We start from the raw sequence: 25,340 nt of genomic DNA, 5'->3' as shown, positions 1-25,340 counted from the left end.
CTTATTTCCCTCCTACTGTTCGATCAAACCATTGATTCATGCCACCACGTACATTCACTACATCATAACCAGATTTCTTTAATTCTTTAGCTGCTTGTTTACTTCTCATCCCTGATTGACAAATCACATAGACGGTCTTTTCTTTGTCTCCATCATATCTGTTTATACTTTGTAATGGAACATTTTTAGCTCCTTTTATATGCCCGCCCCGGTATTCTGCAGGTGTTCTAACATCAAGTAACGCTGGATTTTCCAAAAGCTTTTCCTTTAATTCTGGGACTGTTATCGATTTTATTGATTGAAATAGCAAATTCATTTTCTGCACCTCATTTACATTTTTATAAATACCTCATGGGGTATATTAAACAGAAGTTTTATTAATATGTCAACCAGAATGACTCTTCATTTTTTTCACTACTTTTTATATTTGCATAAAATACCGATAAGGGGTATTATCTAATTATAAAAATAGAGGAGAATGTGTTATGGAGATTGATAATAAAAATATCCTGAACCGTTTGAAACGTACAGAGGGACAAATTCGTGGTATCCAAAAAATGATCGAAGACGAAAAAGAATGTATGGATGTCATCACTCAATTAAGCGCTGTTCGTTCTAGTATTGATCGCGTAATGGGCATGATCGTTGCAGATAATCTGAAAAATTGCTTTGAGAAACCTGATAGTAATCCAGAAGAACAAGCGGCTAAATTAGAGCAAGCGATCAAGATGATTATTAAAAAGTAAAGGAATGATTTCAATGAAAGTCGTTTTCCATATTGATGAATTAGAAAAATGGTCAGAAACAGGGAAAAACGTAAAAAACCTGATAAAAGCTTCTCCAGAAACGACGATTGTCGTATCTGTAAATGGCATCGCGATTACCGGTTATCTAGACTCTGCCAATGCAGAATTCTTAGATTTGCAAGGAGTCGTTTTTCACGCTTGTGCGAATGCTATGCGTGCTAATCATATTTCAGAAAGTTCTTTACCTGAACAAGTAATCGTTGTACCAGCAGGTGTCCTTGATTTAGTTGAACTGCAATCCCAAGGTTATGCTTATATCAAGCCTTAGTCAGTAGAGGTTGCGACAGAAGTGGTCATCTTCAAGAAATAAGAAGGAATTTACGAAAATTGCTTCTCAAATTTTTGTGAAATCTCAGCTCATTTTTCGAAGAAGCTACTTCTGGAAAACCGTGAATCAAAGGTTGTGAAAAAGCTGTCCTGCATCAAGTAATAAGAACAGCCAAACAAAAATAGCTTCTCATATTTTTCGTTTGGTTGGGATTATTACCGCAGATGCAAGCTTTTGAACACCGTTTAAGGAAGAGATTGTGAAAAAGTCGCTTAGTTTCGATTATTAAGAAAAATTTTGTGAAAATGGCTTTCTACATTTTTGCATAAATTTGGCTTAATACCGAGAAACTGGCTTTTGAACACCGTTTAAGGAAGAGGTTGTAAAATCAGCGGTTTGACCTGAGTATTAGAGAAACAAACGGAAAAATAGCTGCTCATATTTTGCCGTTTTTTGAGCTAATACCGAAGGTCAGCTGATTGAACACCGTTTACCAAGAGGTTGTGAGCCTACCATTTAACTCCGAATCACAAGAAATAATTTCAAAAATAACTTCTCCTGTTTTTGGTTTGGTTGGCTTATTATCGAGAAGTAGCTACTGGGAGTCTATTTATCAAAAAAAGGAGTGCGACATAGGTCACACCCCTTTTTTATTTTCTTTGAAACATCTTTCGATACTCGACAGCATACAAGACAAAAGATTGTAAAAGACCGTAAGTGATGACGGCAAAAATGACTCTCACCCACAGCGTTGGTAATTCTGGGAAAAGCAGCAAAAGGATCATGCCAACATAGATGACAGCAGTCGCTACTTTGCCATACCACTTCGCTCCACTTAATTTGATATTTTTAGATAGCCCGATTAATCCAGCTACAAACATAAAGCCTTCTTTTATCAAGAATAGACCAAACAACAGCCAAAGCCACGGTCGATACCATGCCATAGACAAAATCAGAAAAAGTTGTGTCAATTTATCTGCAAACGGATCAAGCACCTTCCCTAAGTCTGTTACCTGATTATATCTCCGAGCAATGACCCCGTCTAGATAATCAGACAAACCTGAGACAACAATGACCGCTCCTGCTATATAAAATGACTGTCTCAGCACAAAATAAAGATAAATCGGCAGCAAAAAAATACGGAATATCGATAAAAGATTCGGAATCGTTTGTATTTCTTTACGCCAGTCTGTGCTTAATTTCATTTTATCGCCCCACCTCCTCAGCACTCTTTTCTTTTTATTTTAGCTTACACGGGGAATAAAACCAATGATTTCACTGTTTTTATTTTTCTTTACAGCCACTGATATTATGAGCTAATTTGAGATAATCACTTGCTGTTTTCATCGTTTACTCTTCTTTCTTCCTGTCGTTTGCGCATTTCTTTTACTAGTACTTTATGAGCTTTTTTTGATCCTCGCTCTAGGTCACGCTGCCGTTTACGTGTTTTATAATCGATAAACAGACTGTCTAAATCGTAACCTGTCGGGTACAGATCTTCTGCTGAACACACCAGACGAACACGCTGACGAGGCACGTGGATTATTTTTTTGTCTAAATATACATCAATCGTATCTTCACCTATATCTTCATAAACTAACGCTTCTTTTTGGTATTCATTGACAAATATCCGATCACCTTTTGCAAAGAGCTGGCGTTCTTTTTTATTCTCCTTCCTATTTGTAACTGCTGTCTTAGGAAGAAATTCTTTTTTCTGTGTCCGATAGGCTTTTTCCGCCAAGTAACGCTCTGCTTGATGGATCAATTTCATCGACATATCCATTTTATGAGCAATCCACAAAGCTTGGCTTTCTCCTGTTTCTCCAACCCGCAACTGATATTTAGGACGAAGTGCTTCACGATCGAAAGCCATAGCAGCCGGCACAAAATCTTCATGATCTCCGGCGAATTTCTTGATTTCTCCATAATGGGTCGTGGCAATGATCAATGCCCCCTGCTCATACATAGATTCCATGATTGCGATCGCTAGTGCAGCCCCTTCATTTGGCTCTGTTCCACTGCCAATCTCATCTAAAAGTACCAACGTATTCCTTTTTATCTTTTTCAAAATAGCAGCGATGTTTTGCATATGACCAGAAAATGTACTCAACGCATTTTCTAAATTTTGGTGGTCACCGACATCGACGAAAATCTCATCAAAGACAGCAAGCTCTGTCCCTTCTTTTGCCGGAACTTGCATACCGAACATCGCCATCAAAGTCAATAAACCGACCGTCTTCAACACGACTGTTTTGCCTCCGGTGATAATCAAGCCTCGATAGTCTTTACCGATTTCAACATCCAATGGTACCGCATGCTCAGGTAAAAATGGATGTCTGCCTTGCTTGATAATGATATGTTCTGATTTATTGATTCTAGGTGTGATTCCATTGATTTCTCGACTAAATTTTGCCCGAGCAAAGATGATATCTAACACCGTGATCGTTTCGATCAATAAATCGATCACTTCTTCGTTTTCTGCGATAGCACCAGTCAATGCCGCCAGGACTTGATATTCTTCACTGATTTCTTCAGCTTTTAACAACTGATAGCGTTCATTCAATTTAGAAATCACAGTTGGTTCAATAAAAACCGTCGTTCTTTTATTTGATTCATCGATAATCGTTCCATCTATTTTATTTTTATAGCTGGCTTTGATAGGAATCGTATAGTATTCGCCTTTTTGAACAATCATTGCTTCTTGGATCATTTCTTTGTTTTTCGGATGACGCAAGAATTTCAGCAATTTTGACTGGATTTCTTTTTCGATTAGTTGCAATTGTTTGCGTACTTTACGCAAATTATGTGACGCGTCGTCACTGACTTTATTATTTTTTATTTTCTGGTCAATCAACTCTTCTACATTTATCAAATCAGGAAGATGCTTGCTATAAGCAAATAACAAAGGTGCCTGGTATTGATTCTTATCAAAAAACTTTGTGATCATCCGACTGCTTCTTAGAAAATCCGCATATTCGATCAAATCAGCGGGGGACAGAATCAACCCTTTTTTGACTTGTTCTGTCAGTGCATCGATCCTCGGCAACCCCATAAATGGAACATGCTGACTGCTTTCTAAGATCAAGCGTGCTTCTCTTGTTTCTTATTGACGATCCAAGACAGTTTGTAGGTTTGTCGAGACCGTCATATCGCTGATTCGTTTTTTGCTATAGTTTCCAATCGCTCTTGCTTGAATTTCCTTTTTGATCCGATCAAATTGTAATTGACTAATCATTTCGTTGTTCATACTCTCTCCTTTTCTTGAAGAGATACCTGTCCCAAAATAAATAAGGGCCTAGAGATAAATAAAAGGATAGAACACAGCTTAAAAAAGTCATGTCCTATCCTTATTAGAATACAAAGATATTGTTTTCCTGACAGGTACCGTTTCATAAGCACACCAAATAAACTTTGTTTATTGGCTATTCGACTTACTGATTAGATACCAGCTACACTCACAAAACATACCCCATTCTTCTAGGTCTTATTTATTTTCCACTTAACTATAGCAAGACACATTTTGGTTGTCAAACTTTAGTATGTTTTATAGATTTACACCATTAATGAATAGACACCTACCGCGATAATTGCTCCGATCATTGGCCCTGCAATTGGTACCCATGAATATGCCCAATCTGAAGTACCTTTATTAGCTATTGGCAATACCGCATGAGCTAATCGAGGACCAAAGTCCCGAGCAGGGTTGATTGCATATCCTGTTGGCCCTCCTAATGAAAGACCGATTGCCAAGATTAATCCGCCTACAGCGAATACGTTCGTTCCAGGTGCAAATTCGTTTTGTCCAAAAGCTAGCAACCCAAGAACTAATACAAATGTACCAATTAATTCTGTGATCACATTTGCTGGATAATTCCGTATAGCAGGGCCTGTTGCAAACGTTCCTAAAATCGCGCTTTCATCTTTCGTTGCATTCCAATGTGGCAAATAAGAAAGCCAAACAAGAATAGCCCCTGCAAAAGCTCCTAAAACTTGTGCAATGATGAAAGGAACGACGAGATTCCAACTAATTGCCCCTGTCATCGCCATAGCTAGAGAGACTGCAGGATTCAAATGAGCTGGGCCCATGAATCCAGAAATATAGACAGCCATTGTTACAGCGAGTCCCCAACCAAATGCGATGACAATCCAGCCAGAAGCCTGTGCTTTACTTTTGTTTAAATTCACAGCCGCACACACACCATCTCCAAGCAAAACTAGGATCAGTGTCCCAATAAACTCCCCCATGATTTGAGTCATATCACTGTTCATTTATTTCTCCCCCTTTAGTTCCCGCAGATCTGATTCTGCAATCAATGCTTCTAAACGTTTAGTCTGTTGCGCCTTCTCCTCTTCTGTCCATTCAAAATATCCAGCAATTGCATCGATCACAGGTTGCTTGATCTCATCCAGCTGATCTCGTTCAAACAACAGATGATTCGTCCGACGAATGAGATAATCGCCTGGGGCCAAAACCATTTCTTCTTCTAAACCATAACGTAACCGAGCTGACTCAGCGAGACTCAAACCAGGATAAGGTGCCATTTCTTTTGCTAATTCAAAGATACGTCGGGCATTAGTCCCGTAAAAATCAGCGATATAAGTAGCGTCTTCTTCCTCTAAGCCGGCTGCTACTCCTTCTTTTGCCAATTCTGTTACTGTTTCTTCTAATTTCGTTGGATCGAAATTTCCACCTGAAATCTGATATTTTTTAGAATCGATTTCTTTCGTCTCTATTCCGTATTCTTCTTTTAATAATTGGCGTATCAATCGCAAAGCTCCTTCTGCCATCTTACGGTAATCGGTGATTTTCCCGCCAGATAAAGTCAGCAAACCATCTGGTTCTCTTTCTAAAGAACTACCTCTGGAAATCGTAGAAGGTGCTTTTTCATCACGGCTGTTTTCCAGATGGTTCAACACGTCTTCTACTTCAGCACGAGAAACTTTGTTTTCCTTATATTCACTTACTGTATCGACAACTTTATTGAAGCTCTTGTCTGAAATCGATCCATTATCTCCACCATTGTAATCAGAACCAGAATTACCAATCAACAGTGGACGAAGTCCTGCCCAGCTTGCTTCGATATCATTCAATGTGATATTTGCTTCTGGATAGCGATGATTGATCACATCCAATAGATAATCTACATCTTCTTGTGTGACTTTCGGATCCGTAAAATCTCCTTGGTAATCCGTATCTGTCGTACCAAAGTAAGTCTTGTTTTCTCTTGGAATAGCAAAAACCATCCGCCCATCTTGCTTTCCTGTATCGAAGTATGTGGGTTGCGGTACAGGCAGTTTTTTCGCATCTACAACTAAATGGATCCCTTTAGTTGGACGCATTTTAGGAGAGACTGGACGCGTAAAATTCAAGTTTCGTACTTTATCTACCCAAGGACCACTCGTATTGATCACTAATTTTGCTTTGATTTCGATCACTTCATCTGTCAGCAGGTCACGAGCTTTGACGCCAACGATTTGATCGCCATCATATAAAAAGCCAACCGCTTTCATTTTACTTACTAGATAAGCCCCATCTTCGGCAGCCTTTTTGATATTATCAATCACTAAACGGGCATCATTGTTGCGGAAATCTAGATAGACACCCGCGCCTTTTAGCCCTTCTTTTTTCAAAAACGGTTCTCTTTCCAATACTTCTTCTGGTGCCAGCGTATAATTCTCATATTTGGTTCCTGTCACATTTGCCAGTTTGTCATAAAGGTCCATTGCTACTTTGACCGAGAACATATTGAAGGTTGTTGCTCCTTCGCCCTCATAGATTGGCAAAAGCATTGGATCTGGTTTTGGGATGTGTGGGGCAATACTTTGTACGACTGCACGTTCACCAACTGTGTCAGCTACTACTTCCACATCAAATGTCTTCAGATAACGAATACCGCCATGAACAAGTTTGGTCGAGCGAGAGGAAGTCCCTTCTGCAAAATCCTGCATTTCGATCAATCCTGTTTTGATTCCTGATGCTGCTGACTGGACTGCCACACCGGCACCAGTGATTCCGCCACCGATGATCAACAGATCCAATTCTTCTTGCTGCATTTTTTGAATGCTATCTTGTCTTGTCTTGTTTGAAAACATATGGATTTCCTCCTTATTCAAATGCTTGGGTAGCTTTTACTGCTTTTTTCCAACCGTTGTAAAGTTTTTCTCGGCGCTCTTCCTCCATTTGAACTTCAAATAGCTTGCCAGCTTCATAAAATTCGCGGATCTCGTCTGTATCTTTCCAATAACCGACAGCTAATCCTGCTAAAAATGCTGCCCCTAGTGCTGTTGTTTCCAAGTTTTCTGCTCGTTGGATCGGTACATTCAAGATATCTGTTTGGAATTGCATCAGATATTCATTATTTGCTGCACCGCCATCCACTTTCAATACAGGAATCTTGATTCCAGTGTCATCTTGCATCGTATCGATGATATCTCTCACTTGATAGGCAATCGACTGCAAAGTAGCTTTAATGATATCTTCTTTTGTCGTTCCACGTGTCAAACCAAACATAGCCCCTCGTGCTGCCTGATCCCAATAAGGAGCACCCAGTCCAACAAATGCAGGAACAACATAGACCTCATCTTCGCTTGTAGAGCGTTTCGCTGCGTCTTCTGAATCGCTAGCTTTTTGCAACATTTGAAGTCCATCTCTCAGCCATTGAATCGAAGAACCAGCCACAAAAATACTTCCTTCTAAAGCATAGTAAACCTTTCCATTTATGCCGTAACCAATTGTCGTCAATAAATTATTTTTGGATAATTGCGGTTTTTCACCTGTATTCATGACAATAAATGAACCTGTACCATAAGTATTCTTGACCATACCTGGCTCAAATGCCATTTGTCCGAATAATGCGGCTTGCTGGTCTCCTGCCATCCCTGAAATTGGTGCTTCGCTTCCATAAAAATGATAACCTTGCGTATAACCATAAACTTCTGAGTTAGAAGTAACTTTTGGTAACATCACTCGAGGAATATTCAATAAATCCAAAATTTCCTGATCCCAATCTAGCTGATGGATATTGAACAACATCGTCCGACTGGCATTCGAGTAATCAGTAACATGTGCTTGTCCATCGGTCAGTTTCCATACTAACCAAGAATCGATCGTTCCAAACATCAATTCGCCTTTTTCAGCTCGTTCTTGCGCGCCTTCTACATGATCAAGAATCCAGCGTATCTTCGTTGCTGAGAAATAGGCATCGATCACTAACCCTGTTTTTTCGTGGAAAAATTCTTGATAGCCTTCATTTTTTAAGTTATCTGCAATTCCAGCTGACTGTCTGGATTGCCAAACAACTGCATGATAGATTGGACGTCCTGTATCTTTTTCCCATATTACTGTTGTTTCACGCTGGTTCGTTATGCCAATCCCAGCAATCTGATTTGGTTTGATCCCTGATTCGATGAACGCTCCGGCAATAACTGACTGTACAGAATTCCAGATTTCATTTGCATCATGTTCCACCCAACTTTCTTGCGGGAAATATTGCGTGAACTCTTTTTGAGAACTGCCGATGTGTCTTCCTTTCTTGTCAAAGATAATTGCTCGTGAGCTAGTTGTACCTTGGTCAATCGCCATGATATACGTTGATTCTGTCATTGTGATTCCCTCCATTATATGCAAACGCTTTCTTTAACTACTCTTATCATACTACTGTTTTAAAAAAAGAAACTGTCAAAATTTTATTCTTTTTTTCTTTTTTTGACAGTTTTTTATTATGAAGCTATTTTTTAATCAATTCTTTTCTTTTTTCAGCGTCTCTATTCTTCTTTTCAATCGAATAATGTCGTAAGGTGACGCAAATTCTGACAGATAATATTCACACTGTTTTTTGTTTCTCTGGCAAAATGTGATCACCAAATCATATTCTTTACCTTCTTCATAACTTCCAATCTCAATACCGCCGATTCCCCTCAGTTCTCTGATCAGATATTGTTGAAAAGCAATACGATAAATCGGCAGACTTTCTAAATCGATTCCAATCACTACTGGTTTTGCAATATAAAAATCGATCATCAAAAGAACATTGGCATACTGGATCATCAGGTAACTAAGCTCACTGTCTTCAGCTCTTTTCCTCGGCAATTGCTGCACCGCTGTTTCCTGTAATTTCGCCAGTAACTGTGTTAAGGAATGCCCGAGCATTTTCTGCTGCTGTTCCAAAAGCCGATCACGCTCATAGACTTCGATCTTTCCAACAAAGAAAAACCATTCATTGTTGATCTGGGAAATTTGGTAGCCTACTGCCTTTTCTTCTTTGATTTTCAAACGACGAGGACGATAATGCCATAACATCGTTTCCCGAATGTAAGTATCTAAAACAGCGGTTGGTAACTTTTTGCTCCGTGTCAAATCATACTGATAAAATATTTCTTCGTCTACTATCGAAAAAGAAACAAAAAAGCTGTAAAACATCATTGTTTCGTATACATTCAGTTCTGCTGCTGTTCGACTAAGATGCATCACGATGATTGGATCGATTGCTTGATAAAGCCGGTCCGACTGATAGAGTAATTTCTTTTCTTTCAAAGTTGCGTACGTACTTTTTTCATTCAATAGTCTTTTTTTCGTAATCCCGAGCCAGCAAGCAATCTGTGCTTCTGCTGATGCCGTAAACGTTGTTTCTAATACACGGTCCAATCCTAGAATGAACGGTCTTTTTTCTGGTGTATTTTGCAAAAAAAGCGGTCGCTGATCTTCCGGGATATATTGGAATAGTTCATAATAAAAATATCGTATCTGTAGCTCTTCTCCGTATAATTGACCGTTTTTGATTTGTAATCCAAATTCCTCTAAGAGCTGGTTCAATTCTTTGATCTTTCGAAAAACAGAAGACTCACTGATATTAAACGCTGTCGCTAATCGAACGATGGATACTTGCTGATGTTCTAATAAATAGACGAGCATCTTAAACTTCAAGCTTTCCTGCAATAAAAACAATAGAATTTTTTCCAAACTTACATCTTCGTCCAACACCAGCAGCGCCTGATACTCATTTCGCTGTACTTCTACTTTTTTTTCCATCATTCGGCCAATCAATTCAATATCTTCCAAATATTGATCAAACGAGGCTTTTGACAGTTGGACATGCTCTCTCAAACCATTGATAGAGGCTGTTCCCCCTTGCAGAACAAGGTTTCGCAAAATCAGGATCTGTAACTGCTCTTTTCTTTCTAATAATGCTTCAATCTTCATAGGCAGTATTCGCCACCTTTGACCACACCATATCTGGCACACGGTATTCTGGCTGGAAAAATAGCTCATGTTCTTCTAACTGTTCAAACGTCCATCCTTCTTCTACTGCAATTGTCAGTTGGTCAAGAAGGTGAAACATCTCTTTTTTGCTTTGGAGCTGTGCTCCAAGAATCTTTTTTTCAGAATCAAATAGAAATTTGAGTTTAACTTTGCTTTGATTTATTGCTGTAAGCTTGTATTCTACGTATCCTGTTTCAATTTTTTGGGGATAAAAAATGCTCTCTTCTTCTGTCAAACCTACGCTTCCTAAGAAATAGCCAAACCACTGATTGCCGACTGGACGATAGGTTCCCTGATCCTTTGTCTGTGAGCCACTAATTGTCTTGCTGACATTTCGTGCTGTACGGACAGCGTTATTTACTAGAGAAACATACATTTTTTCATTTGTTGGACGAAAAGTTACTTGGATCGCATCGCCAATCGCATAGACGTCTTTTTGAGACGTTTGCAAGTAGTCATCTACCCAGATCGTTCCATCATCATTCAATGTTAATTGTTCTTCCCACATCTGATTGTCGGGGCGAGAATGATTAGCCAGCAAAACAAGATCATAGTTCTCCTTTCTTTTTTCCGTCTCTACAATAGCGGTTTCATTTTCGGTCAAAGACACAACTTGTTCTTCTAAAAAAAGTGAAAGCCCTTGATTTTTCATTTCCTTTACTAACGGTTCTGTCATTTCAGGATCTAGATAACGAAAAAGAATTGACTTTCGGCTTTCGTAAAGATGGATTTGTTTTTTTCTTGATGCCAACCCTTCAGCTATTTCGATTCCTGCTTGTCCTGCACCAATAATTGCAATTTTCTTTGCATTCATGATCTTTTGCTGAAGAGCCGTTACGTTTTGTATCTTTTTAACTGGGTGAATAAGCGTTGATTCTGCAGAAATATTTCGAAACTTTTGATTTGAACCAGTCGCTAGAATCAAACGATCAAAATCCAATTTTTTTCCTCCTGCTAAAACGACTTTTTTTTCTTTCAATCCTATTACTGTCTTTTCTGTGTAAACATGGATTCGATAGCGGTCAGTCAGTTCTTCTTTCGTGATCCAAGAAAGTTGTTTTTCACTGGTAACCTTTCCTTTTAATATCAAATTGAACCCGCTGGGAATCCATCCTAACTTCGATTGCTTTTCAATCAAATATATTTCACTTGTTGGCATCAATTGGCGAAGATAAATGGCCGCATGAATCCCTGCAAACGACCCGCCGACAATTACAATGTTCATCTGCATTCCTCTTTCTTATAAGGTGTTCTACTGCTAACTTCTCAATCAGAAAACACAGTATTCATAACTCGCTTTCAACCTTATGATACATAGCGATGCAGCAGAATCAACCCTCTCCATCATACCGTGTTCTAGGTCTGCTTCTCAATAATATACTAGTGGACCTAATTGAAGAGTATCATTTCTGAAGAGATGTTTCAAAAAATGTACTCTTATAAAAGAAAAAAACTCGCCTTTTACGTACCTCTGTCCAAATAGGAAACAGAAAAGAACGAAAAGACGAGTTTTAGTGTGTGTAATGTAATAGTTAGAATAGACACATCATTTTTATGCTAACAATTTTTAATTCTTTAATGCTTCAACAACTGCTTCGCCTAATTGATGAGCAGATTGAGGATTTTGCCCTGTAAGAAGCCGCCCATCAATGTGAACCACTTCTGAAAAAGCTCCACCAGACTGATAGTTTGCTCCTTTTTCTTTCAAAGCATCTTCTGCTAAGAATGGTACTTCATTCGTTGTACCATTTGCTTCCTCTTCTTCATTACTGAACCCAGTCACTGTACGTCCAGCTAAAATAGATTTTCCAGACTCATCTGTAACTGGCAACAATCCTACAACACCGTGACAAACAGCTGAGACCAGCCCTTCATTTCGATAGATTTGTGAAGCGACTTTCCCAAGATCTATTGCTTCTGGAAAATCCCACATTGTTCCGTGGCCACCAGCATAATAAACCGCTGCATAATCATTTGCATCCACATCATCAGGACGTAAGGTATTTCCCAAGGCCCGATTTCTGAAATCTTCATCTTTATAATAGGCCCAATCGATTTCATCCATATTCAAAACACTTTGCGGTTCTAAAGGTACATATCCGCCTTTAGGACTGACAAAATCTGCATCGATCCCATTTTTTACTAATACATCATAAAAATGAGTCAGTTCACTTAACCACAAACCTGTAGGACGCTCGATCTTTTCGTACTTTTCTACATTTGTTAATACGATCAATACTTTCATTTTCCCATCCTCTTTCTATAAAAATTGCGTTATTGATAACGTGCTTTCAAGAAATTATATAATGGACTTGGCAAATAAAGCTCTTTATATGCTTCTTCGAAGGGTTTCGTTACAAATTCATCCTCACGGTTTTCCAATAATTTCTCTGCCCAGTCAGGATCGACGATCATTTGCTGTCCAATTGCTGCAAGTTCTGCATATTTCAATACCTGCTCTACATCTTCGCGATTGCGGATCCCACCGACACCAACTAAAGGGATCTTTCCTTGAATCGTGTTATGGACCACTTCAAGAATCGATTTATCGTTGTATTTATCAGAACGAGCTATTCGATCATACATATTTAATGAAACATGCAGATAATCTAGTTTTGACTCACGTAATCGTTCAAGAAGCCAGATCGTGTCTTCAAAACGGATACCTGGTGTTTCATATTCTTCTGGTGAGAAACGATACCCTACGATGAATGGTTTTTTAGCATATTGTTCAACCGCTGAGAAAACCGTTGTTAATAATTCTTCAATAAAACGATAACGACTTTCCAAGCTACCGCCCCATTGATCCTCTCGTCTATTCGAATGCGGAGAGAAAAATTGTTGGATCAAATACGTATTTGCTCCATGCAACTCGATACCATCAAATCCTGATTCAATCGCTCTGCGTGTGGCTTCGCCAAATGCTTGGATTGTTTCTTTGATTTCATTTTCACTTAATGCTCGCGGTGTTTCTGCATCAGGTCGTTCCGCTGCAACTGCACTTGCAGATACAGGCTGTTCTCCTGATAGAGTAGCTCGACTTGTCATTCGTCCACCGTGGAAAATCTGAATAATCGCTTTTGCGCCTTCTCCTTGGATTGCTTTCGCTAGCTCACTTAACCGAGGAATCATTTCATCATGAGCGATGCTGAGTTCACCTGGCCAGCCTTTTCCGATATCTTGGACATTTGCAGCACCAGTAATAACAGCACCAAGACCTTTAGAACGTTGTTTATAATAAGTGATCTCATCTTCGGTGATCACTCCATTGAAAAAGCTGAGTTGTGTCGTCATAGGCGACAGCATCAATCGGTTCTTCAATTGAACTCCTGAAGGTAAAGTAATTGATTGATCAAATTGTGACATTGTCATTCCTCCCATAATTCGCTCTGATTAACCTATCGAGAATCATCTATCATTAAACCACTCGATTAGTTGTACATGCAACTAATTTGCTTAAAAAATTTTATTTTTTTTGTAACTTATCTGTTGCATCATTCATTGTCTGGGCTAATTCTTTACTTGCTTCATTTCCCAAAACTGCTTTGTATGACTGATGAAGTTCTTCCCAGCTACCATCGACTTCCTTAGCAAATTGGCGTCCTTGTTCTGTAAGATAAACTAATGACAAGCGACCTTCGCTAACTGTTTTGACGTATCCTTTATATTCTAATTTTTCAACAAAACGAGCAATCGTTGATGGGGCGGAATAGAGCATTTGTGCAATATCTTTTTGTGGTATTCCATCTTTTTCTTTTAATATCAATAAAATAAAACCATAAGTTGGTGCCAGACCTGTCCTTCTAAACGCTTCATCAGCTAATTTATTCAACATGCGATCTAGCTTTTTCACGCTAAAGAAAAGACATTCATCTAACGCTTTTTCAATTGGCTTTTCCATTTCATCCCCTCCATTGGCGTACATATCATAGTATGATTTTTATTTTTTGTCAAAAAACTCGTAATAATGACCGCCTCTTCTGTCTAGATTTGAGAAAAAGAAGTTGTGACAAAAGAGGTGTCACAACCTCTCAGTAATACGATTCAATCAAATAAGCTTTTCTTTATTTACTTCCAACACAAATGCTTCATAAGGTCGTAACTCGACTTTGCCGTCTGGTAACTGTTTCAGAGGATAATTTGACACAATAATCCTTAAAGCTTCACGTGGAACAGTGAACACCTGTTTTTCACTGGACATATTGCAAACAACGAGCCATCGCTGGTCTTCATATATGCGAGAATAGGCAAAGACATGCTCAGGCGTCTTTTCCACTAATTCATAGTCTCCCCAGACGATGATGTCATGTTTTCTACGCAAATCGATCAATTTCTTGTACATATAAAAAACAGAATCTTGATCTGCTAACGCTTCTTCTGCATTGATTTCTTTATAATTTGGGTTGACTCGAAGCCATGGAATTCCAGTAGTAAACCCAGCATATTCACGGGCGTTCCATTGCATAGGCGTCCTAGCATTGTCTCTTCCTTTCGCATTGATTGATTCCAAGATTTCCTCTTTTGTAAATCCAGAAGAAATCCTTTCGTTATACATATTGATTGTCTCAATATCTTTTGCTTCCGCGATATCATCGATTGGGCAATTCGTCATGCCTAACTCTTCTCCTTGATAGATATAAGGGGTGCCTTTCATCATATGGAGCAAGATAGCAAACATCTTGGCACTTTCTTTTCGATACACATCGTCATTTCCCCAACGAGAAACAATTCGCGGAAGATCGTGATTATTCCAAAATAAACTATTCCATCCTTCATCACCTAAAGATGTTTGCCATTTGGATAATACTTTTTTCAGTTCAGAGATACTCAAGGGTTTCAAATCCCATTTGTCTTTGCCTTCTTGCTGATCTAATCCTATGTGTTCGAATTGGAAGACCATGGATAATTCATTTCTTTTAGGATTGGAATAAAGTTTAGCGATTTCGGTAGTTGCTCCCCATGTTTCGCCAACAGTCATCAGATTTTTGTCACCAAAAGTTGCTTGATTCATTTCCTGAAGATACTCATGCAGTTTAGGTCCATTACTTGTGATTTCTTTATCCGGTTCTTTGCCAATCATATCGATCACGTCCATACGAAAGCCACCAATACCTTTATCGATCCAGAAATTCATCATTTGATAAATCTCTTGGCGAACCTGTTTATTTTTCCAATTCAAATCAGGTTGACGCTTGCTATACAAGTGCAGAAAATATTGCCCCGTTTTTTCATCCAACTGCCAAGCAGAACCACTGAATATTGAGCGCAATCTATTAGGCTCTTTTCCATTGACCGGATCACGCCAAATATAATAGTCCCGATAAGGATTTTCTTTATTTTTACGGGCCTCAATGAACCACGGATGTTCATCAGAAGTATGATTCACCACCAGATCCATGATGATACGGATATTTCTTTTCTTTGCTTCTTCAATCAGTTCTTCCATTTCTTCCATCGTACCGAATTCTGCCATGATTGCTTGATAATTACTGATATCATACCCATTGTCATCATTCGGAGACTCGTATACTGGAGAAAGCCAAATTGCATCAATACCTAAATACGCCAGATAATCCAACCTGGAAATAATCCCCCGCAAATCTCCAATACCATCTTGATTTGAATCTTGAAAACTTCTTGGATAGATTTGATAAACAACTGAATGGTGCCACCATTTTTGTTCCATGATTTTCCTCCTATAAATGGATGTTTCTATTTTTTGCTTAATCATTTATTTTAGTCTCTCTCACTAAAAATTGTAACGCTTTCAAATAGCTATTGCACCTTGTTATCGGTAACAGAATAAAACGAAAAAACAGCTGAGGAAATTCCCTCAACTGTTTTTTGAAAGGATTGATTTATGCAGGGAAGAATGCTGATTTCACAACTTCTTTATAAACGGTGTTCACTCAGCTGTCCCTCGGTATTAGCTCAAAAAACGGCAAAATATAAGAAACTATTTTTTTCGTTTTTTTCTCTAATACTCAGGCCAGAACACTGATTTCACAACCTCTTTATAAACGGTGTTCACTCAGCTGTCCCTCGGTATTAGCTCAAAAAACGGCAAAATATAAGAAACTATTTTTTCGTTTTTTTCTCTAATACTCAGGCCAGAACGCTGATTTCACAACCTCTTTATTTCACATTCAATATCCACATGAATCCCACGAATACAAAGAACAGACCATACATGATTGGAGATACTTCTTTTCCTCTTTTAGCTGCTAACATGGTAATTGGATAGAAGATAAAACCTAATGCAATCCCATCTGAAATACTATAAGTCAAAGGCATGCCGATCAAGATCAAGAATGAAGGGATCGCAATCTCTAAGTTTCCCCATTCGATTTGTCGCAAAGATTGTGCCATCAATACTCCTACCATAATCAATGCTGGTGCAGTTACTTGTGAAGTAACAACTGATAGTAATGGAGAAAAGAACAAGCCTAACAAGAAGAAAATCCCTGTAGTAATAGCTGTGATACCTGAACGTCCTCCAACGGCGATACCAGCTGATGATTCTACAAATGCACCAACAGGAGAAGTACCTAATAAGGAACCCGCAAGCATAGCTGTTGAGTCAGAAGCTAAAGCTTTCCCTACACGAGGCATCTTGTTGTCTTTCATGAAACCTGCTTGGTTTGCTAATCCAACTAAAGTTCCTGCTGTATCAAAGAAAGTCACAAGCAAGAATGTCAGCACTACGACCCACATTTGAAGAGAATTGATGTCCCCTACATGTTTTAATGCAACTAAAAATGTTGGTTTCAAACTTGGTGCTGCGGCAACAATTTCAGAAGGCATTGGAATCAAACCTGTGACCAGACCTAAAATCGTTGTAGCTGCCATCCCGATGAAGATGCCACCTGGTACACGCCGAACAAGCAAGATAGCAGTTACGACTAATCCAAAAATCGTCAACCAAGTAGAACCAACGTTGAGTGATCCTAATCCTACTAATGTAGATTCATTCGAAACGATGATCCCACCTTCGCTCAGACCAAGGAAAGCGATAAATAGACCGATACCGCCAGAAATCGCATATTTCAAATCTGCTGGGATCGCATCAATGATCATTTCCCGCAGCTTGAAGATTGTGATCAAAATAAAAATCAAAGAAGCAACGAATACGCCGGCTAATGCTGTTTCCCATGGAATCCCCATTCCTAAACAAACAGAATAAGCAAAAAAAGCATTGATCCCAAGAGCAGGTGCCGTTCCAATTGGATAACGGGCTAATACCCCCATTAAAATACAGCCGATCGCACTGGCTAATGCAGTCGCAGTAAACACTGCTCCTTCATCCATTCCAGAAGCACCTAATACAGTTGGATTTACAAATAAGATATAAGCCATTGAGATAAATGTTGTAAATCCTGCCAGTACCTCACGTTTTACCGTGGTGTTCAATTTTTCTATTTCGAAGTAGGAAAGTATTTTTTCCTTCATCTTCCATCCCCCTAAATCCGAACATTATAAATAAAGTCCGTTAAAATTTCGATTTATTAATAAAACAACGTGTTTTATCATATACTAAAACAAAACATAAGTAAACAAAAAATTCGGATTTTAAGCAAAATCCGAACGTTTCATCTGATTAAATCCCTTTATCTCAAAGTTCATGAACATTCACTTTGGATTACAAGAATTTCTTTATTGTGTTAATAAAGTTTCTTCATTCTAGTCTCAAAAATCAATAGTGTGATTTGATTTTACCATTTCGTTTCTGTTCTTCTTTGATGAATTCTTTTGTATCGACAGGATTCAGATTATTTAGTCCGCCAAAACCTGTATCGACCATTTTTCCCCAGCCTTTTGTCTTCTTTTTTCCTGATTTGAGATTCTTTGCTCGAAGCTTCTCACTATGTTTTGCTCGCCGATACTTCAAATAACCTTCTAATCTTCCCATTAGATCCACTGTTTTTCCTCCTTTTTATTCAATCAGACGACTCAGCTTTTCCTATAACAAAATAATTGCCTTCAGGGTCAGAAAAATTGAAAGTCAAGATGCCATTGTTATCTGTGATTTCTCCTGGTTCTTCCATGTTCTCGTAGATAGTCTCAAATTCGTCCGTAAAAAACACTAAAGAAGGCGGTGGTCCTAATACTTCTGGTGAAAACTTCTGCACAAATACTTTTGGGAATACGCCTAATTCTAATTCTTTTGAGATGCTGAGTACAATACTCTTAAATTCTTCTGGCAATTCGATTGTTTCAGAAATTTCTGCACCAATTTTTTCTACAAAGAATCGGCAAATCATCTCTACGTCATTGACATAAAGCATCACACGTGTTTTTTGTATCATCGTTTGACCCTTCTTTCTATTTGATTTTCTTTCCTGTCTATAAACTGATTCCATTATATCACGAAAGCGCAAACACCTTGTGTTTGATACTATTCAAGAAAAATAAAGCAATAGTTTCTAGGATTGCTTTCCTCCACAAACTTTTTTTACAAAAAAAAAAACGGCAATGAATGCCGCTCTTCTTTTTTCGATTCTTTTATAATTCTGCTTCTGATTCATCTTTGGTTAGTGTGTGTCTAACACTAGTTACGCCAAATGTTTGATCGATTTTTTCCTTCAACGCTTCGATTGCCTGTGCGCCACGTGCCGCTTGTTCAGCATTGATGGATTCAATGACCAGCACCGCTGCTTGTGTTTCTTCCGTCAACATCGTTCTTTGGGCTTCACGCCAGTTGAGACAGCGACAGATCGCTCCTTGTTCATCATAGTAGATGATTTCTTCCGGAAGTGCCGGAGCATCGGAATCTGCACCTAAAGGCAGGAATGATTCGCCACCTTGGGCTTTTCCTAAATGCAGATTTCCTGCGATCTTTTCGATATCTTCTCCGCCGCAAGGTACGCCAAAAGACAAGGAAATACTATTATAGATATCTACAAGCGGATTGATTGGGAAAAATTCCCGTTCTTGATTTGCACGTTTCAGTAAAGCTTCAATAGAAGAACGTGCACCTTTTTTAGTCTTGAATGTGGTAAATGCCTGACGCCACTGAGCAATGACTTCGTTTTGGCTGAATGTTTCTTCTGTAAGGTAATTTCTTGCTTCTTTTGCTGCCTCATTCAATAATTGATGATACGTTTCTTCACTTTCTTTTGTTACGTGGTTATCGATACCATTTACGGATAAGATTTCGATGGTTGCTTCAGGAAATACTTCCCAGAAATTGGTATCCACTATTACTTTTTTCATATGTTCACACCTCTTGATTAGAATAATTGCTTGATGAATAGATAGTCTGTTTGGGGATCATCTCCCATATAAAAAACATGTTCGCTGTATTTGATAAATCCTTTTTTACGATAAAAAGCGAGCGCAACATCGTTGTGTTCCCAAACACCGAGCCAAATGGCTGTTTTTTGCTTTTCTTTTGCTTTTTCAATAGCTGTATCTAGTAAAAATGTACCGATACCTTGATGTTTAAATTTTTTTCGTACATAGATTCGCTCGATTTCTAAAAAATGATCAGCCATTTCCTCAGATTGACTCGTTCCTGTATTTAGTTTCAGGTAACCCGCAGGCTCTTGATCGATACTCACTAGGAAAAAATCGGTTTCTTTATCTTTTAGCTCTTCTGTAAGTTTTTCTAGTGCATAAGCTTGTGTCAAGTAATCAGCTAAATGCTCCGGTGAATTATCTTTTCCAAATGTATCTGTAAATGTTTCGATACTAATTTGTTGTAGTAAGTCTACATCTGAAGGCGTCATTTTTCGAATTTCGTATTTATTCACGGCTTCTTCCTTTCAATAGATCCTTTTATTGCCTTTTTTGACAAAATTCCAATCTTCGCTAACATTCTTGCATACTTTATTTAAAAGATATTCCAATTGTTTTGCTTCTTCGTCAGAAAGACCATTTAATGCGACTGCATTGGAGTAGTTGTTTTCTCGAATGATGAAAGGATAGATTTCTGCTCCTTTTTTAGTCGGATAGAGTTTCTTGATTTTTTTATTTTCTTTATCTTCCAAACGTTCGATCATCCCATTGGATTCTAATTTCTTGATTGCTCGGGCAGTCGTTGTACGATCTACTTTGATCATTTCTGCTAGTTTTTCTTGGATGATTCCAGGATTTTCGCAAATACGTACTAAATAAAGATACTGTCCTCTTGTTAAATCGACTTCTTTGAATTCGATATTGCTGATAGAATCTAGCGCTCGGGCAATCATTCCGATGTCTCGAAGGATTTCAGCCATTTCATCCCACCTTTATTTTGTTTGTAAGACTAGTTTACCTCTTTTTGTTGCAAATGCAACTATTTTCAATAAAAAAATCAAGTTCTTTTTTAATAACTAGTAAAGTATATTCTTTTCTTCTTTTACGAAAAAGCTCAATCACAATAGATCTGGTTTTTGTTTTCTAAAATAAGTAACTGTTTCTTCGTTGTTCGCTTTTCTGATAGCTTTGGCAACTCTTCTATACTAAAAAATCCCATGTTGGAAGTTTCATTATTCTCAATAAACTTGGCCTCTTCACCGTGGATCGCACAAGCAAAAACAAGTTTATAATACTGAAAAAGCTGTGGAATATCTTTTTGTTTATTCGTATCAAAAACTGCTCGCAACTGAGTAGTTTCTACTGTTAATCCTGTTTCTTCATAGACTTCTTTACACACATTTTCTTCAGGAGACAATCCTATTTCAGCAAATCCACCAGGAAGTGACCATTCTTTCGTCCGTTTATCTTCGATTAGTAGGACCTTGCCATCTTTTTTGATATAGGCACGAACATCTACTTTTGGTGTTGGATGTCCTTCTCCAATCGTTGTGAGCGCTTTTATTTCTTCGAAAGTTTCTTTTCCTATTTCACTGATCAGTTCCAATGAAATCGTCCGAATCTCCTCAAAACGCTCTTTATCAAATACATCTTTTCCATAATATAGACCAGCTTGAGAAAGTGCGAGTAGTCTTTTGTATTGAGCCAACTTCTTGTTCATTCTCTTCCCTTCTTTTTTAGCAAATGTATGACTATGTAATCAAGTATAGAAGACTAGTTTAATTACGGCAAATAAATATAATGAAATCTGCAATAAATAAAAGAATGTTAAAAAACTCGAGAACAAAAGACATTCGACTTCTCTGGGGCTGTGAATAAATGGCGTTCAAAAGCTTGCATCTGCGGTAATAAGCCCCACCAAACGAAAAATATGACGAGCTATTCTTGTCTGGCTGTTCTTATTAATTGAGGCAGGACAGCTTTTTCACAACCTCCCCACTAAACGGTGTTCAATCAGCTGATGCTCGGTATTCACTAAAAAAACGGCAAAATATGAGGAGCTATTTTGCCGTTTTTTTCTATAATACTCATATTAAAACACTGACTTCACAACCTCTTCCTTAAACGGTGTTCTCCTGCCAACTCCTCGGTCACAAGTCACAATATTCATCAAACATGAGAAGCTGTTTCTTTGAAGTTGCTCCTTGTGACTCGGAGCTGAACGGTAGGCTCACGACCTCTCGGTAAACGGTGTTCTCCTACCAACTCCTCGGTCACAAGTTACAATATTCATCAAACATGAGAAGCTGTTTTTTTGAAATTGCTCCTTGTGACTCGGAGCTGAACGACAGGCTCACGACCTCTCGGTAAACGGCGTTCAAAAGCCAATTTTTCGATATTAAGCCATTTCTTTGTTACTTATTGTCATTGATTTCTTTTTCTAATTTATCCAATAGTGGAGTGTAATCCACTTGAGTATAGTCTGTTACATCAAATTCATATAGTGTTCCTAACTGGAATTTGTCATATTTTCGGTCGGCGATGATCTTTTTGAATGCTTCTTTCGTAATATGATTGGTCCCTTTCGTTCGATCTTCCAATACGTCACCATAGTGATAATGATCCATGATATAGCTCAAATGACGATCTGATTCACGATCACGTTTGTACCGACGTTGCCATAACACTTCAAAGTCTGCTGTTAGGCGAATCGTGATCACCTGATATCCGTATCTATCTGCTAATTCTTGGAGTCGTGCTTTTTGCTTATCACTAAAAGGATACTCGGACACAATCACTTTCTTTCCTGCTTCCATATACAAATCAAGTGCTTTGTAATAGAAAGGATAAACTTTCGTCCTTTCTTGTTCCGCCCGTTCTTCCAAATTGTTAAACCCGATGGATTCTGCATAGTATTCCTTGATTTCATCGAGCGTGATGGCATACATATCTGGAAATCGTTCCCGTAGTTTATTCATAAGATATGTTTTTCCTGTACCAGGACTACCAGCCAGAAGAATGAAATACTTTTTCATCTCATTTATTTCCTAAGTTAATTGGACTTTCCAAGTTCATAAACAGTCCAATCTTATGCTTGACAATGATTTTTGATTCTACCCGTTGACGAGATCCTAATGTATTCCAAATCAAGTCTTTGTCACTAGAATCAAATTCTCGAACGCCTGCTTCTTGTTCAATAACTTCTGGTCCATTCAAACCGACTCTCGCTTTTTTTGTTGCGATTAAATAACTCATTAATGCTGAAGTAATCGACATACCGCCAAATGATCCTACACGTCCTGGAATCAAACCGATGACTGGTACATATTGTTTTAGAGCAATGATTGTATTTCCGATTTCTGAAATAGATAACAGTCCGTAGTTTGCTTCTTGCAAACGAACACCACCTGTATCTAGTACAATGACTGGAAAGATCTCATTTCCTTTTTTATTTTCTTCTAACACATGTTCAAGTGCAGCAACGATTTTTGCACCGGAAACTTCACCGATACCGCCACCTTGGAATTTTCCTTCCATAGCGATTACTACTGCTTGTTTGCCATTGATCGTTCCACGGCTGACAACGATCCCGTCATCACTTTCAGGGACGATTCCTTGTGCTGGCAAACTTGGCGCGATGATTTGATCGAATGGATCAATCAATTCACGTCCATTGTCAAGTAGAGCGTTCACTCGTTCTCTGGCATTTAATTCTACAAAACTATTTTTCATCTGAAAGTTCCTCCATTGCTTGCGTCAATCGTAGGTACACAACTCCTGGTGTAGCACCGAAGTCATTGATCACGATATCTGCTGAAATTGGATAACGATCAAAAAATCTCGTTAATACATTGTTCCATACTTCGCCGAAGCCATCGCTTCCTGTACAGATTTTTACAGTAGATTCTGTTTTTTCTGTTGGAAACATCAAGATTTCCAAATCTCCTGAACCGACCACTCCTACATGGATTTTCTTATTGATCGGCTGTTTCGTTGGATATTTATAAGCTAATTGTTCCATGGATCTCTCCCCTTTTTGTAAAACAGAGCATGCACGTTCTGCTTATTCGTCTTTCTTCTTCCATCTGGGTAAATGGCGACAAAAGGTTTTTCTCGCCAATTTTATGACCAAGTTCTGAATTTCATTGGTGGTTCATACAGGCCATCTGACCATTCGATCAAATCATCGATTGTTTGTGCAGCTAATAATGAACGTTTCGCTTCACTGCGTTTGATACCTAGATCTTCTGGTAATTTCACGATGCCGGCTTCACGCAAGCTATCTAGTGATTCTTTCGTGCTAGTCATTCCAAGAGGTGTAACACCGCCAATTGCTGCAATTGCTGCTTGACGTTCTTCTTTTGTTTTTGCTTTGTACAAATAAGCAATTCCTTCTTCTGTCACGATATGGGTAGTATCTTCGCTATAGATCATCACTGGTGCATTGGCTAAGCCTGCCTGTTTTTGAACAGCTAATGCATCTAATTCTTCGACAAAGACTGGTTTTTTATTTGAACCATATGTTTCAACCATTTGAACAACTAATTTTTGTCCTTTACCTAATGGATCATCATTGTCGCGAAGTGATTGCCATGCTGGTGTAGAATGACGACGACCGCCAGGATTATGTCCCATGTTAGGCGCACCACCAAAACCAGATAAACGTCCTTTTGTTACGGTAGAAGAATTTCCTTCGTAATCTAATTGCAAGGTTGAACCGATAAACATATCGATTGCATATTGTCCAGCTGCTTGTGATAATGTTCGGTTACTGCGCATCGTGCCATCTTTACCGACGAAAAAGACATCTGGGCGAGCAGCAATATATTTTTCCATACCGACTTCACCACCGAAACTATGGATACTTTCAACCCAACCTGATTCGATTGCTGGAATCATCGTTGGATGTGGGTTCAATACCCAGTTCTTCGCGATTTTCCCTTTTAACCCTAGTGATTCACCATAAGTTGGCAGTAATAATTCGATAGCTGCTGTATTGAATCCAATACCGTGATTCAAAGATTGTACGCCGTGCTCTGCGTAGATTCCTTTGATTGCCATCATTGCCATTAGGATTTGCAATTCTGTGATGTTTTGAGGATCTCGTGTGAATAAAGCTTCTAATTGATAAGGTTCATCTGCTTTCACGACAACGTCTACCCAGTCACCAGGGATATCTACACGTGGTAAAGAATCGACAACTTCATTGACTTGAACGATCACGATACCATCTTTGAAAGCTGCAGCTTCGATGATTGTTGGTGTTTCTTCCGTATTGAAACCTGTGTACAAGTTGCCGTCTTTATCTGCTTTATCTGCAGCTACTAAAACAACATTTGGAATCAAATCGATGAATAAGCGTCCATAAAGTTCCAAATAAGTATGGATATCACCTAATTTCATTGTGCCGTCTTCAATCATTTGGGCGACACGCAAGCTTTGTGCACCAGCATAAGAGAAATCGATCTTGCTTGCGATTCCTTTTTCAAAAATATTCAAATGTTCTGGTCGTGAGATACTAGACATGATCAAATGCAGATCATTCACTTTTTCTGCATCTACTTTTTCAAGACTTTCTGAAAGAAAACTTGCTTGTTTTTGATTGTCGCCTTCTAATACAACTTTGTCGCCGGGAGCAATCAGTTTTTCCATTACTTCTACGATTTTTTCAGTTTCTACATACTTGCCATTGAGCAAGTTGCTGATTTTTTCCAATCGCTGCGCTTTTTTTTCGCGTTTAGAAGCCCAGTTGCGGTTTGGTTTTTCCATA

23 protein-coding genes and 2 pseudogenes are annotated in these 25,340 nt (G+C 38.6%); 2 read left to right on the top strand and 23 right to left on the bottom strand.

Annotation, left to right across the window (positions count from 1 at the left end; genetic code table 11):
- Position 1: 1 nt before the first annotated feature.
- Positions 2-316, bottom strand: coding sequence for a rhodanese-like domain-containing protein (locus IGL15_RS01780; protein WP_002294651.1), 315 nt, complete (start codon positions 314-316; stop codon positions 2-4).
- 169 nt (positions 317-485) lie between these two features.
- Here IGL15_RS01780 and IGL15_RS01775 point away from each other — a divergent pair, with 169 nt between their 5' ends.
- Positions 486-746 carry a metal-sensitive transcriptional regulator gene (locus tag IGL15_RS01775; RefSeq protein ID WP_002294653.1) on the top strand — a complete coding sequence of 87 codons (261 nt, stop codon included), beginning with the start codon at positions 486-488 and terminating at the stop codon, positions 744-746.
- Positions 747-759: 13 nt separating this feature from the next.
- Complete coding sequence (locus IGL15_RS01770; protein ID WP_002321527.1) at positions 760-1,074, top strand: DsrE family protein; 315 nt, start codon at positions 760-762, stop codon at positions 1,072-1,074.
- 650 nt (positions 1,075-1,724) lie between these two features.
- On the opposite strand, the gene IGL15_RS01765 is transcribed toward IGL15_RS01770, so the two are convergent.
- The 22 genes and pseudogenes from IGL15_RS01765 to mdcA form a co-directional block, all read right to left on the bottom strand.
- Positions 1,725-2,279, bottom strand: a complete 555-nt coding sequence (locus IGL15_RS01765) for a CDP-alcohol phosphatidyltransferase family protein (protein ID WP_002294657.1) — start codon at positions 2,277-2,279, stop codon at positions 1,725-1,727.
- Positions 2,280-2,404: 125 nt separating this feature from the next.
- Positions 2,405-4,321: pseudogene (locus tag IGL15_RS01760) on the bottom strand (endonuclease MutS2).
- A gap of 305 nt (positions 4,322-4,626) precedes the next feature.
- On the bottom strand, positions 4,627-5,343 hold the full coding sequence (locus IGL15_RS01755; protein ID WP_002292560.1) for an MIP/aquaporin family protein: 717 nt from the start codon (positions 5,341-5,343) through the stop codon (positions 4,627-4,629).
- Complete coding sequence (gene glpO / locus IGL15_RS01750) at positions 5,344-7,167, bottom strand: type 1 glycerol-3-phosphate oxidase (protein ID WP_104765319.1); 1,824 nt, start codon at positions 7,165-7,167, stop codon at positions 5,344-5,346. It lies immediately after the preceding gene.
- 13 nt (positions 7,168-7,180) lie between these two features.
- Positions 7,181-8,677 (bottom strand): glycerol kinase GlpK, encoded by a 1,497-nt coding sequence (gene glpK / locus IGL15_RS01745; protein ID WP_002294668.1) that lies wholly within the window; start codon positions 8,675-8,677, stop codon positions 7,181-7,183.
- A gap of 135 nt (positions 8,678-8,812) precedes the next feature.
- Positions 8,813-10,273: a helix-turn-helix domain-containing protein gene (locus IGL15_RS01740; RefSeq protein WP_002296783.1), complete on the bottom strand. Its 1,461-nt coding sequence runs from the start codon at positions 10,271-10,273 to the stop codon at positions 8,813-8,815.
- Positions 10,263-11,558, bottom strand: coding sequence for an FAD-dependent oxidoreductase (locus IGL15_RS01735; protein WP_002319530.1), 1,296 nt, complete (start codon positions 11,556-11,558; stop codon positions 10,263-10,265). Before IGL15_RS01735 ends, IGL15_RS01740 begins: the two co-directional genes overlap by 11 nt.
- Before the next feature lie 342 nt (positions 11,559-11,900).
- Complete coding sequence (locus tag IGL15_RS01730; RefSeq protein ID WP_002319529.1) at positions 11,901-12,578, bottom strand: type 1 glutamine amidotransferase domain-containing protein; 678 nt, start codon at positions 12,576-12,578, stop codon at positions 11,901-11,903.
- 29 nt (positions 12,579-12,607) lie between these two features.
- Positions 12,608-13,699 carry an NADH-dependent flavin oxidoreductase gene (locus IGL15_RS01725; protein ID WP_010725391.1) on the bottom strand — a complete coding sequence of 364 codons (1,092 nt, stop codon included), beginning with the start codon at positions 13,697-13,699 and terminating at the stop codon, positions 12,608-12,610.
- 100 nt (positions 13,700-13,799) lie between these two features.
- Positions 13,800-14,234 (bottom strand): MarR family winged helix-turn-helix transcriptional regulator, encoded by a 435-nt coding sequence (locus tag IGL15_RS01720; protein WP_002294674.1) that lies wholly within the window; start codon positions 14,232-14,234, stop codon positions 13,800-13,802.
- Positions 14,235-14,381: 147 nt separating this feature from the next.
- Entirely contained in the window at positions 14,382-16,019 is a 1,638-nt protein-coding gene (locus IGL15_RS01715; RefSeq protein WP_049142007.1) for a glycoside hydrolase family 13 protein, read from the bottom strand.
- 449 nt (positions 16,020-16,468) lie between these two features.
- Positions 16,469-17,782: an NCS2 family permease gene (locus IGL15_RS01710; RefSeq protein WP_002328310.1), complete on the bottom strand. Its 1,314-nt coding sequence runs from the start codon at positions 17,780-17,782 to the stop codon at positions 16,469-16,471.
- A gap of 244 nt (positions 17,783-18,026) precedes the next feature.
- Positions 18,027-18,251: a hypothetical protein gene (locus tag IGL15_RS01705; protein ID WP_002294687.1), complete on the bottom strand. Its 225-nt coding sequence runs from the start codon at positions 18,249-18,251 to the stop codon at positions 18,027-18,029.
- 19 nt (positions 18,252-18,270) lie between these two features.
- A complete protein-coding gene (locus IGL15_RS01700; protein ID WP_073120055.1) occupies positions 18,271-18,693 on the bottom strand; it encodes a VOC family protein in 423 nt (140 codons plus the stop codon).
- A 142-nt stretch (positions 18,694-18,835) separates the two neighbouring features.
- Entirely contained in the window at positions 18,836-19,546 is a 711-nt protein-coding gene (locus IGL15_RS01695; RefSeq protein ID WP_002296773.1) for a B3/B4 domain-containing protein, read from the bottom strand.
- Between the two features lie 17 nt (positions 19,547-19,563).
- A complete protein-coding gene (locus IGL15_RS01690) occupies positions 19,564-20,061 on the bottom strand; it encodes a GNAT family N-acetyltransferase (RefSeq protein ID WP_002321138.1) in 498 nt (165 codons plus the stop codon).
- Between the two features lie 36 nt (positions 20,062-20,097).
- Positions 20,098-20,550: a MarR family winged helix-turn-helix transcriptional regulator gene (locus IGL15_RS01685; RefSeq protein WP_002294693.1), complete on the bottom strand. Its 453-nt coding sequence runs from the start codon at positions 20,548-20,550 to the stop codon at positions 20,098-20,100.
- A gap of 134 nt (positions 20,551-20,684) precedes the next feature.
- Positions 20,685-21,290, bottom strand: coding sequence for an NUDIX hydrolase (locus tag IGL15_RS01680; RefSeq protein ID WP_104765320.1), 606 nt, complete (start codon positions 21,288-21,290; stop codon positions 20,685-20,687).
- Positions 21,291-21,984: 694 nt separating this feature from the next.
- Positions 21,985-22,605 (bottom strand): AAA family ATPase, encoded by a 621-nt coding sequence (locus IGL15_RS01675; protein ID WP_002294697.1) that lies wholly within the window; start codon positions 22,603-22,605, stop codon positions 21,985-21,987.
- A gap of 64 nt (positions 22,606-22,669) precedes the next feature.
- Positions 22,670-23,302: pseudogene (gene mdcD / locus IGL15_RS01670) on the bottom strand (biotin-independent malonate decarboxylase subunit beta); the annotation flags it as partial.
- Entirely contained in the window at positions 23,292-23,591 is a 300-nt protein-coding gene (locus IGL15_RS01665) for a malonate decarboxylase subunit delta (RefSeq protein ID WP_002287548.1), read from the bottom strand. The gene IGL15_RS01665 and the pseudogene mdcD, both read right to left, overlap by 11 nt.
- A gap of 101 nt (positions 23,592-23,692) precedes the next feature.
- Positions 23,693-25,339: a malonate decarboxylase subunit alpha gene (gene mdcA, locus IGL15_RS01660; protein WP_002307877.1), complete on the bottom strand. Its 1,647-nt coding sequence runs from the start codon at positions 25,337-25,339 to the stop codon at positions 23,693-23,695.
- Between the last annotated feature and the right edge of the window lies 1 nt (position 25,340).

Source organism: Enterococcus sp. DIV0436a (assembly GCF_051711605.1).
Lineage (GTDB): Bacteria > Bacillota > Bacilli > Lactobacillales > Enterococcaceae > Enterococcus_B > Enterococcus_B faecium.
This window is presented reverse-complemented; position numbering and strand designations above follow the sequence as displayed.

What these genes read in the sequence shown, in the direction of transcription:
- IGL15_RS01680 (WP_104765320.1), bottom strand. Translation starts at nt 21,290, where the DNA reads ATGAACAAGAAGTTGGCTCAATACAAAAGACTACTCGCACTTTCTCAA.
- IGL15_RS01755 (WP_002292560.1), bottom strand. Translation starts at nt 5,343, where the DNA reads ATGAACAGTGATATGACTCAAATCATGGGGGAGTTTATTGGGACACTG.
- IGL15_RS01730 (WP_002319529.1), bottom strand. Translation starts at nt 12,578, where the DNA reads ATGAAAGTATTGATCGTATTAACAAATGTAGAAAAGTACGAAAAGATC.
- IGL15_RS01770 (WP_002321527.1), top strand. Translation starts at nt 760, where the DNA reads ATGAAAGTCGTTTTCCATATTGATGAATTAGAAAAATGGTCAGAAACA.
- IGL15_RS01725 (WP_010725391.1), bottom strand. Translation starts at nt 13,699, where the DNA reads ATGTCACAATTTGATCAATCAATTACTTTACCTTCAGGAGTTCAATTG.
- mdcA (WP_002307877.1), bottom strand. Translation starts at nt 25,339, where the DNA reads ATGGAAAAACCAAACCGCAACTGGGCTTCTAAACGCGAAAAAAAAGCG.
- IGL15_RS01700 (WP_073120055.1), bottom strand. Translation starts at nt 18,693, where the DNA reads ATGGAATCAGTTTATAGACAGGAAAGAAAATCAAATAGAAAGAAGGGT.
- IGL15_RS01780 (WP_002294651.1), bottom strand. Translation starts at nt 316, where the DNA reads ATGAATTTGCTATTTCAATCAATAAAATCGATAACAGTCCCAGAATTA.
- IGL15_RS01775 (WP_002294653.1), top strand. Translation starts at nt 486, where the DNA reads ATGGAGATTGATAATAAAAATATCCTGAACCGTTTGAAACGTACAGAG.
- IGL15_RS01695 (WP_002296773.1), bottom strand. Translation starts at nt 19,546, where the DNA reads ATGAAAAAAGTAATAGTGGATACCAATTTCTGGGAAGTATTTCCTGAA.
- IGL15_RS01735 (WP_002319530.1), bottom strand. Translation starts at nt 11,558, where the DNA reads ATGAACATTGTAATTGTCGGCGGGTCGTTTGCAGGGATTCATGCGGCC.
- IGL15_RS01685 (WP_002294693.1), bottom strand. Translation starts at nt 20,550, where the DNA reads ATGGCTGAAATCCTTCGAGACATCGGAATGATTGCCCGAGCGCTAGAT.
- IGL15_RS01710 (WP_002328310.1), bottom strand. Translation starts at nt 17,782, where the DNA reads ATGAAGGAAAAAATACTTTCCTACTTCGAAATAGAAAAATTGAACACC.
- IGL15_RS01720 (WP_002294674.1), bottom strand. Translation starts at nt 14,234, where the DNA reads ATGGAAAAGCCAATTGAAAAAGCGTTAGATGAATGTCTTTTCTTTAGC.
- glpK (WP_002294668.1), bottom strand. Translation starts at nt 8,677, where the DNA reads ATGACAGAATCAACGTATATCATGGCGATTGACCAAGGTACAACTAGC.
- IGL15_RS01675 (WP_002294697.1), bottom strand. Translation starts at nt 22,605, where the DNA reads ATGAAAAAGTATTTCATTCTTCTGGCTGGTAGTCCTGGTACAGGAAAA.
- IGL15_RS01690 (WP_002321138.1), bottom strand. Translation starts at nt 20,061, where the DNA reads ATGACGCCTTCAGATGTAGACTTACTACAACAAATTAGTATCGAAACA.
- glpO (WP_104765319.1), bottom strand. Translation starts at nt 7,167, where the DNA reads ATGTTTTCAAACAAGACAAGACAAGATAGCATTCAAAAAATGCAGCAA.
- IGL15_RS01715 (WP_049142007.1), bottom strand. Translation starts at nt 16,019, where the DNA reads ATGGAACAAAAATGGTGGCACCATTCAGTTGTTTATCAAATCTATCCA.
- IGL15_RS01765 (WP_002294657.1), bottom strand. Translation starts at nt 2,279, where the DNA reads ATGAAATTAAGCACAGACTGGCGTAAAGAAATACAAACGATTCCGAAT.
- IGL15_RS01740 (WP_002296783.1), bottom strand. Translation starts at nt 10,273, where the DNA reads ATGAAGATTGAAGCATTATTAGAAAGAAAAGAGCAGTTACAGATCCTG.
- IGL15_RS01665 (WP_002287548.1), bottom strand. Translation starts at nt 23,591, where the DNA reads ATGGAACAATTAGCTTATAAATATCCAACGAAACAGCCGATCAATAAG.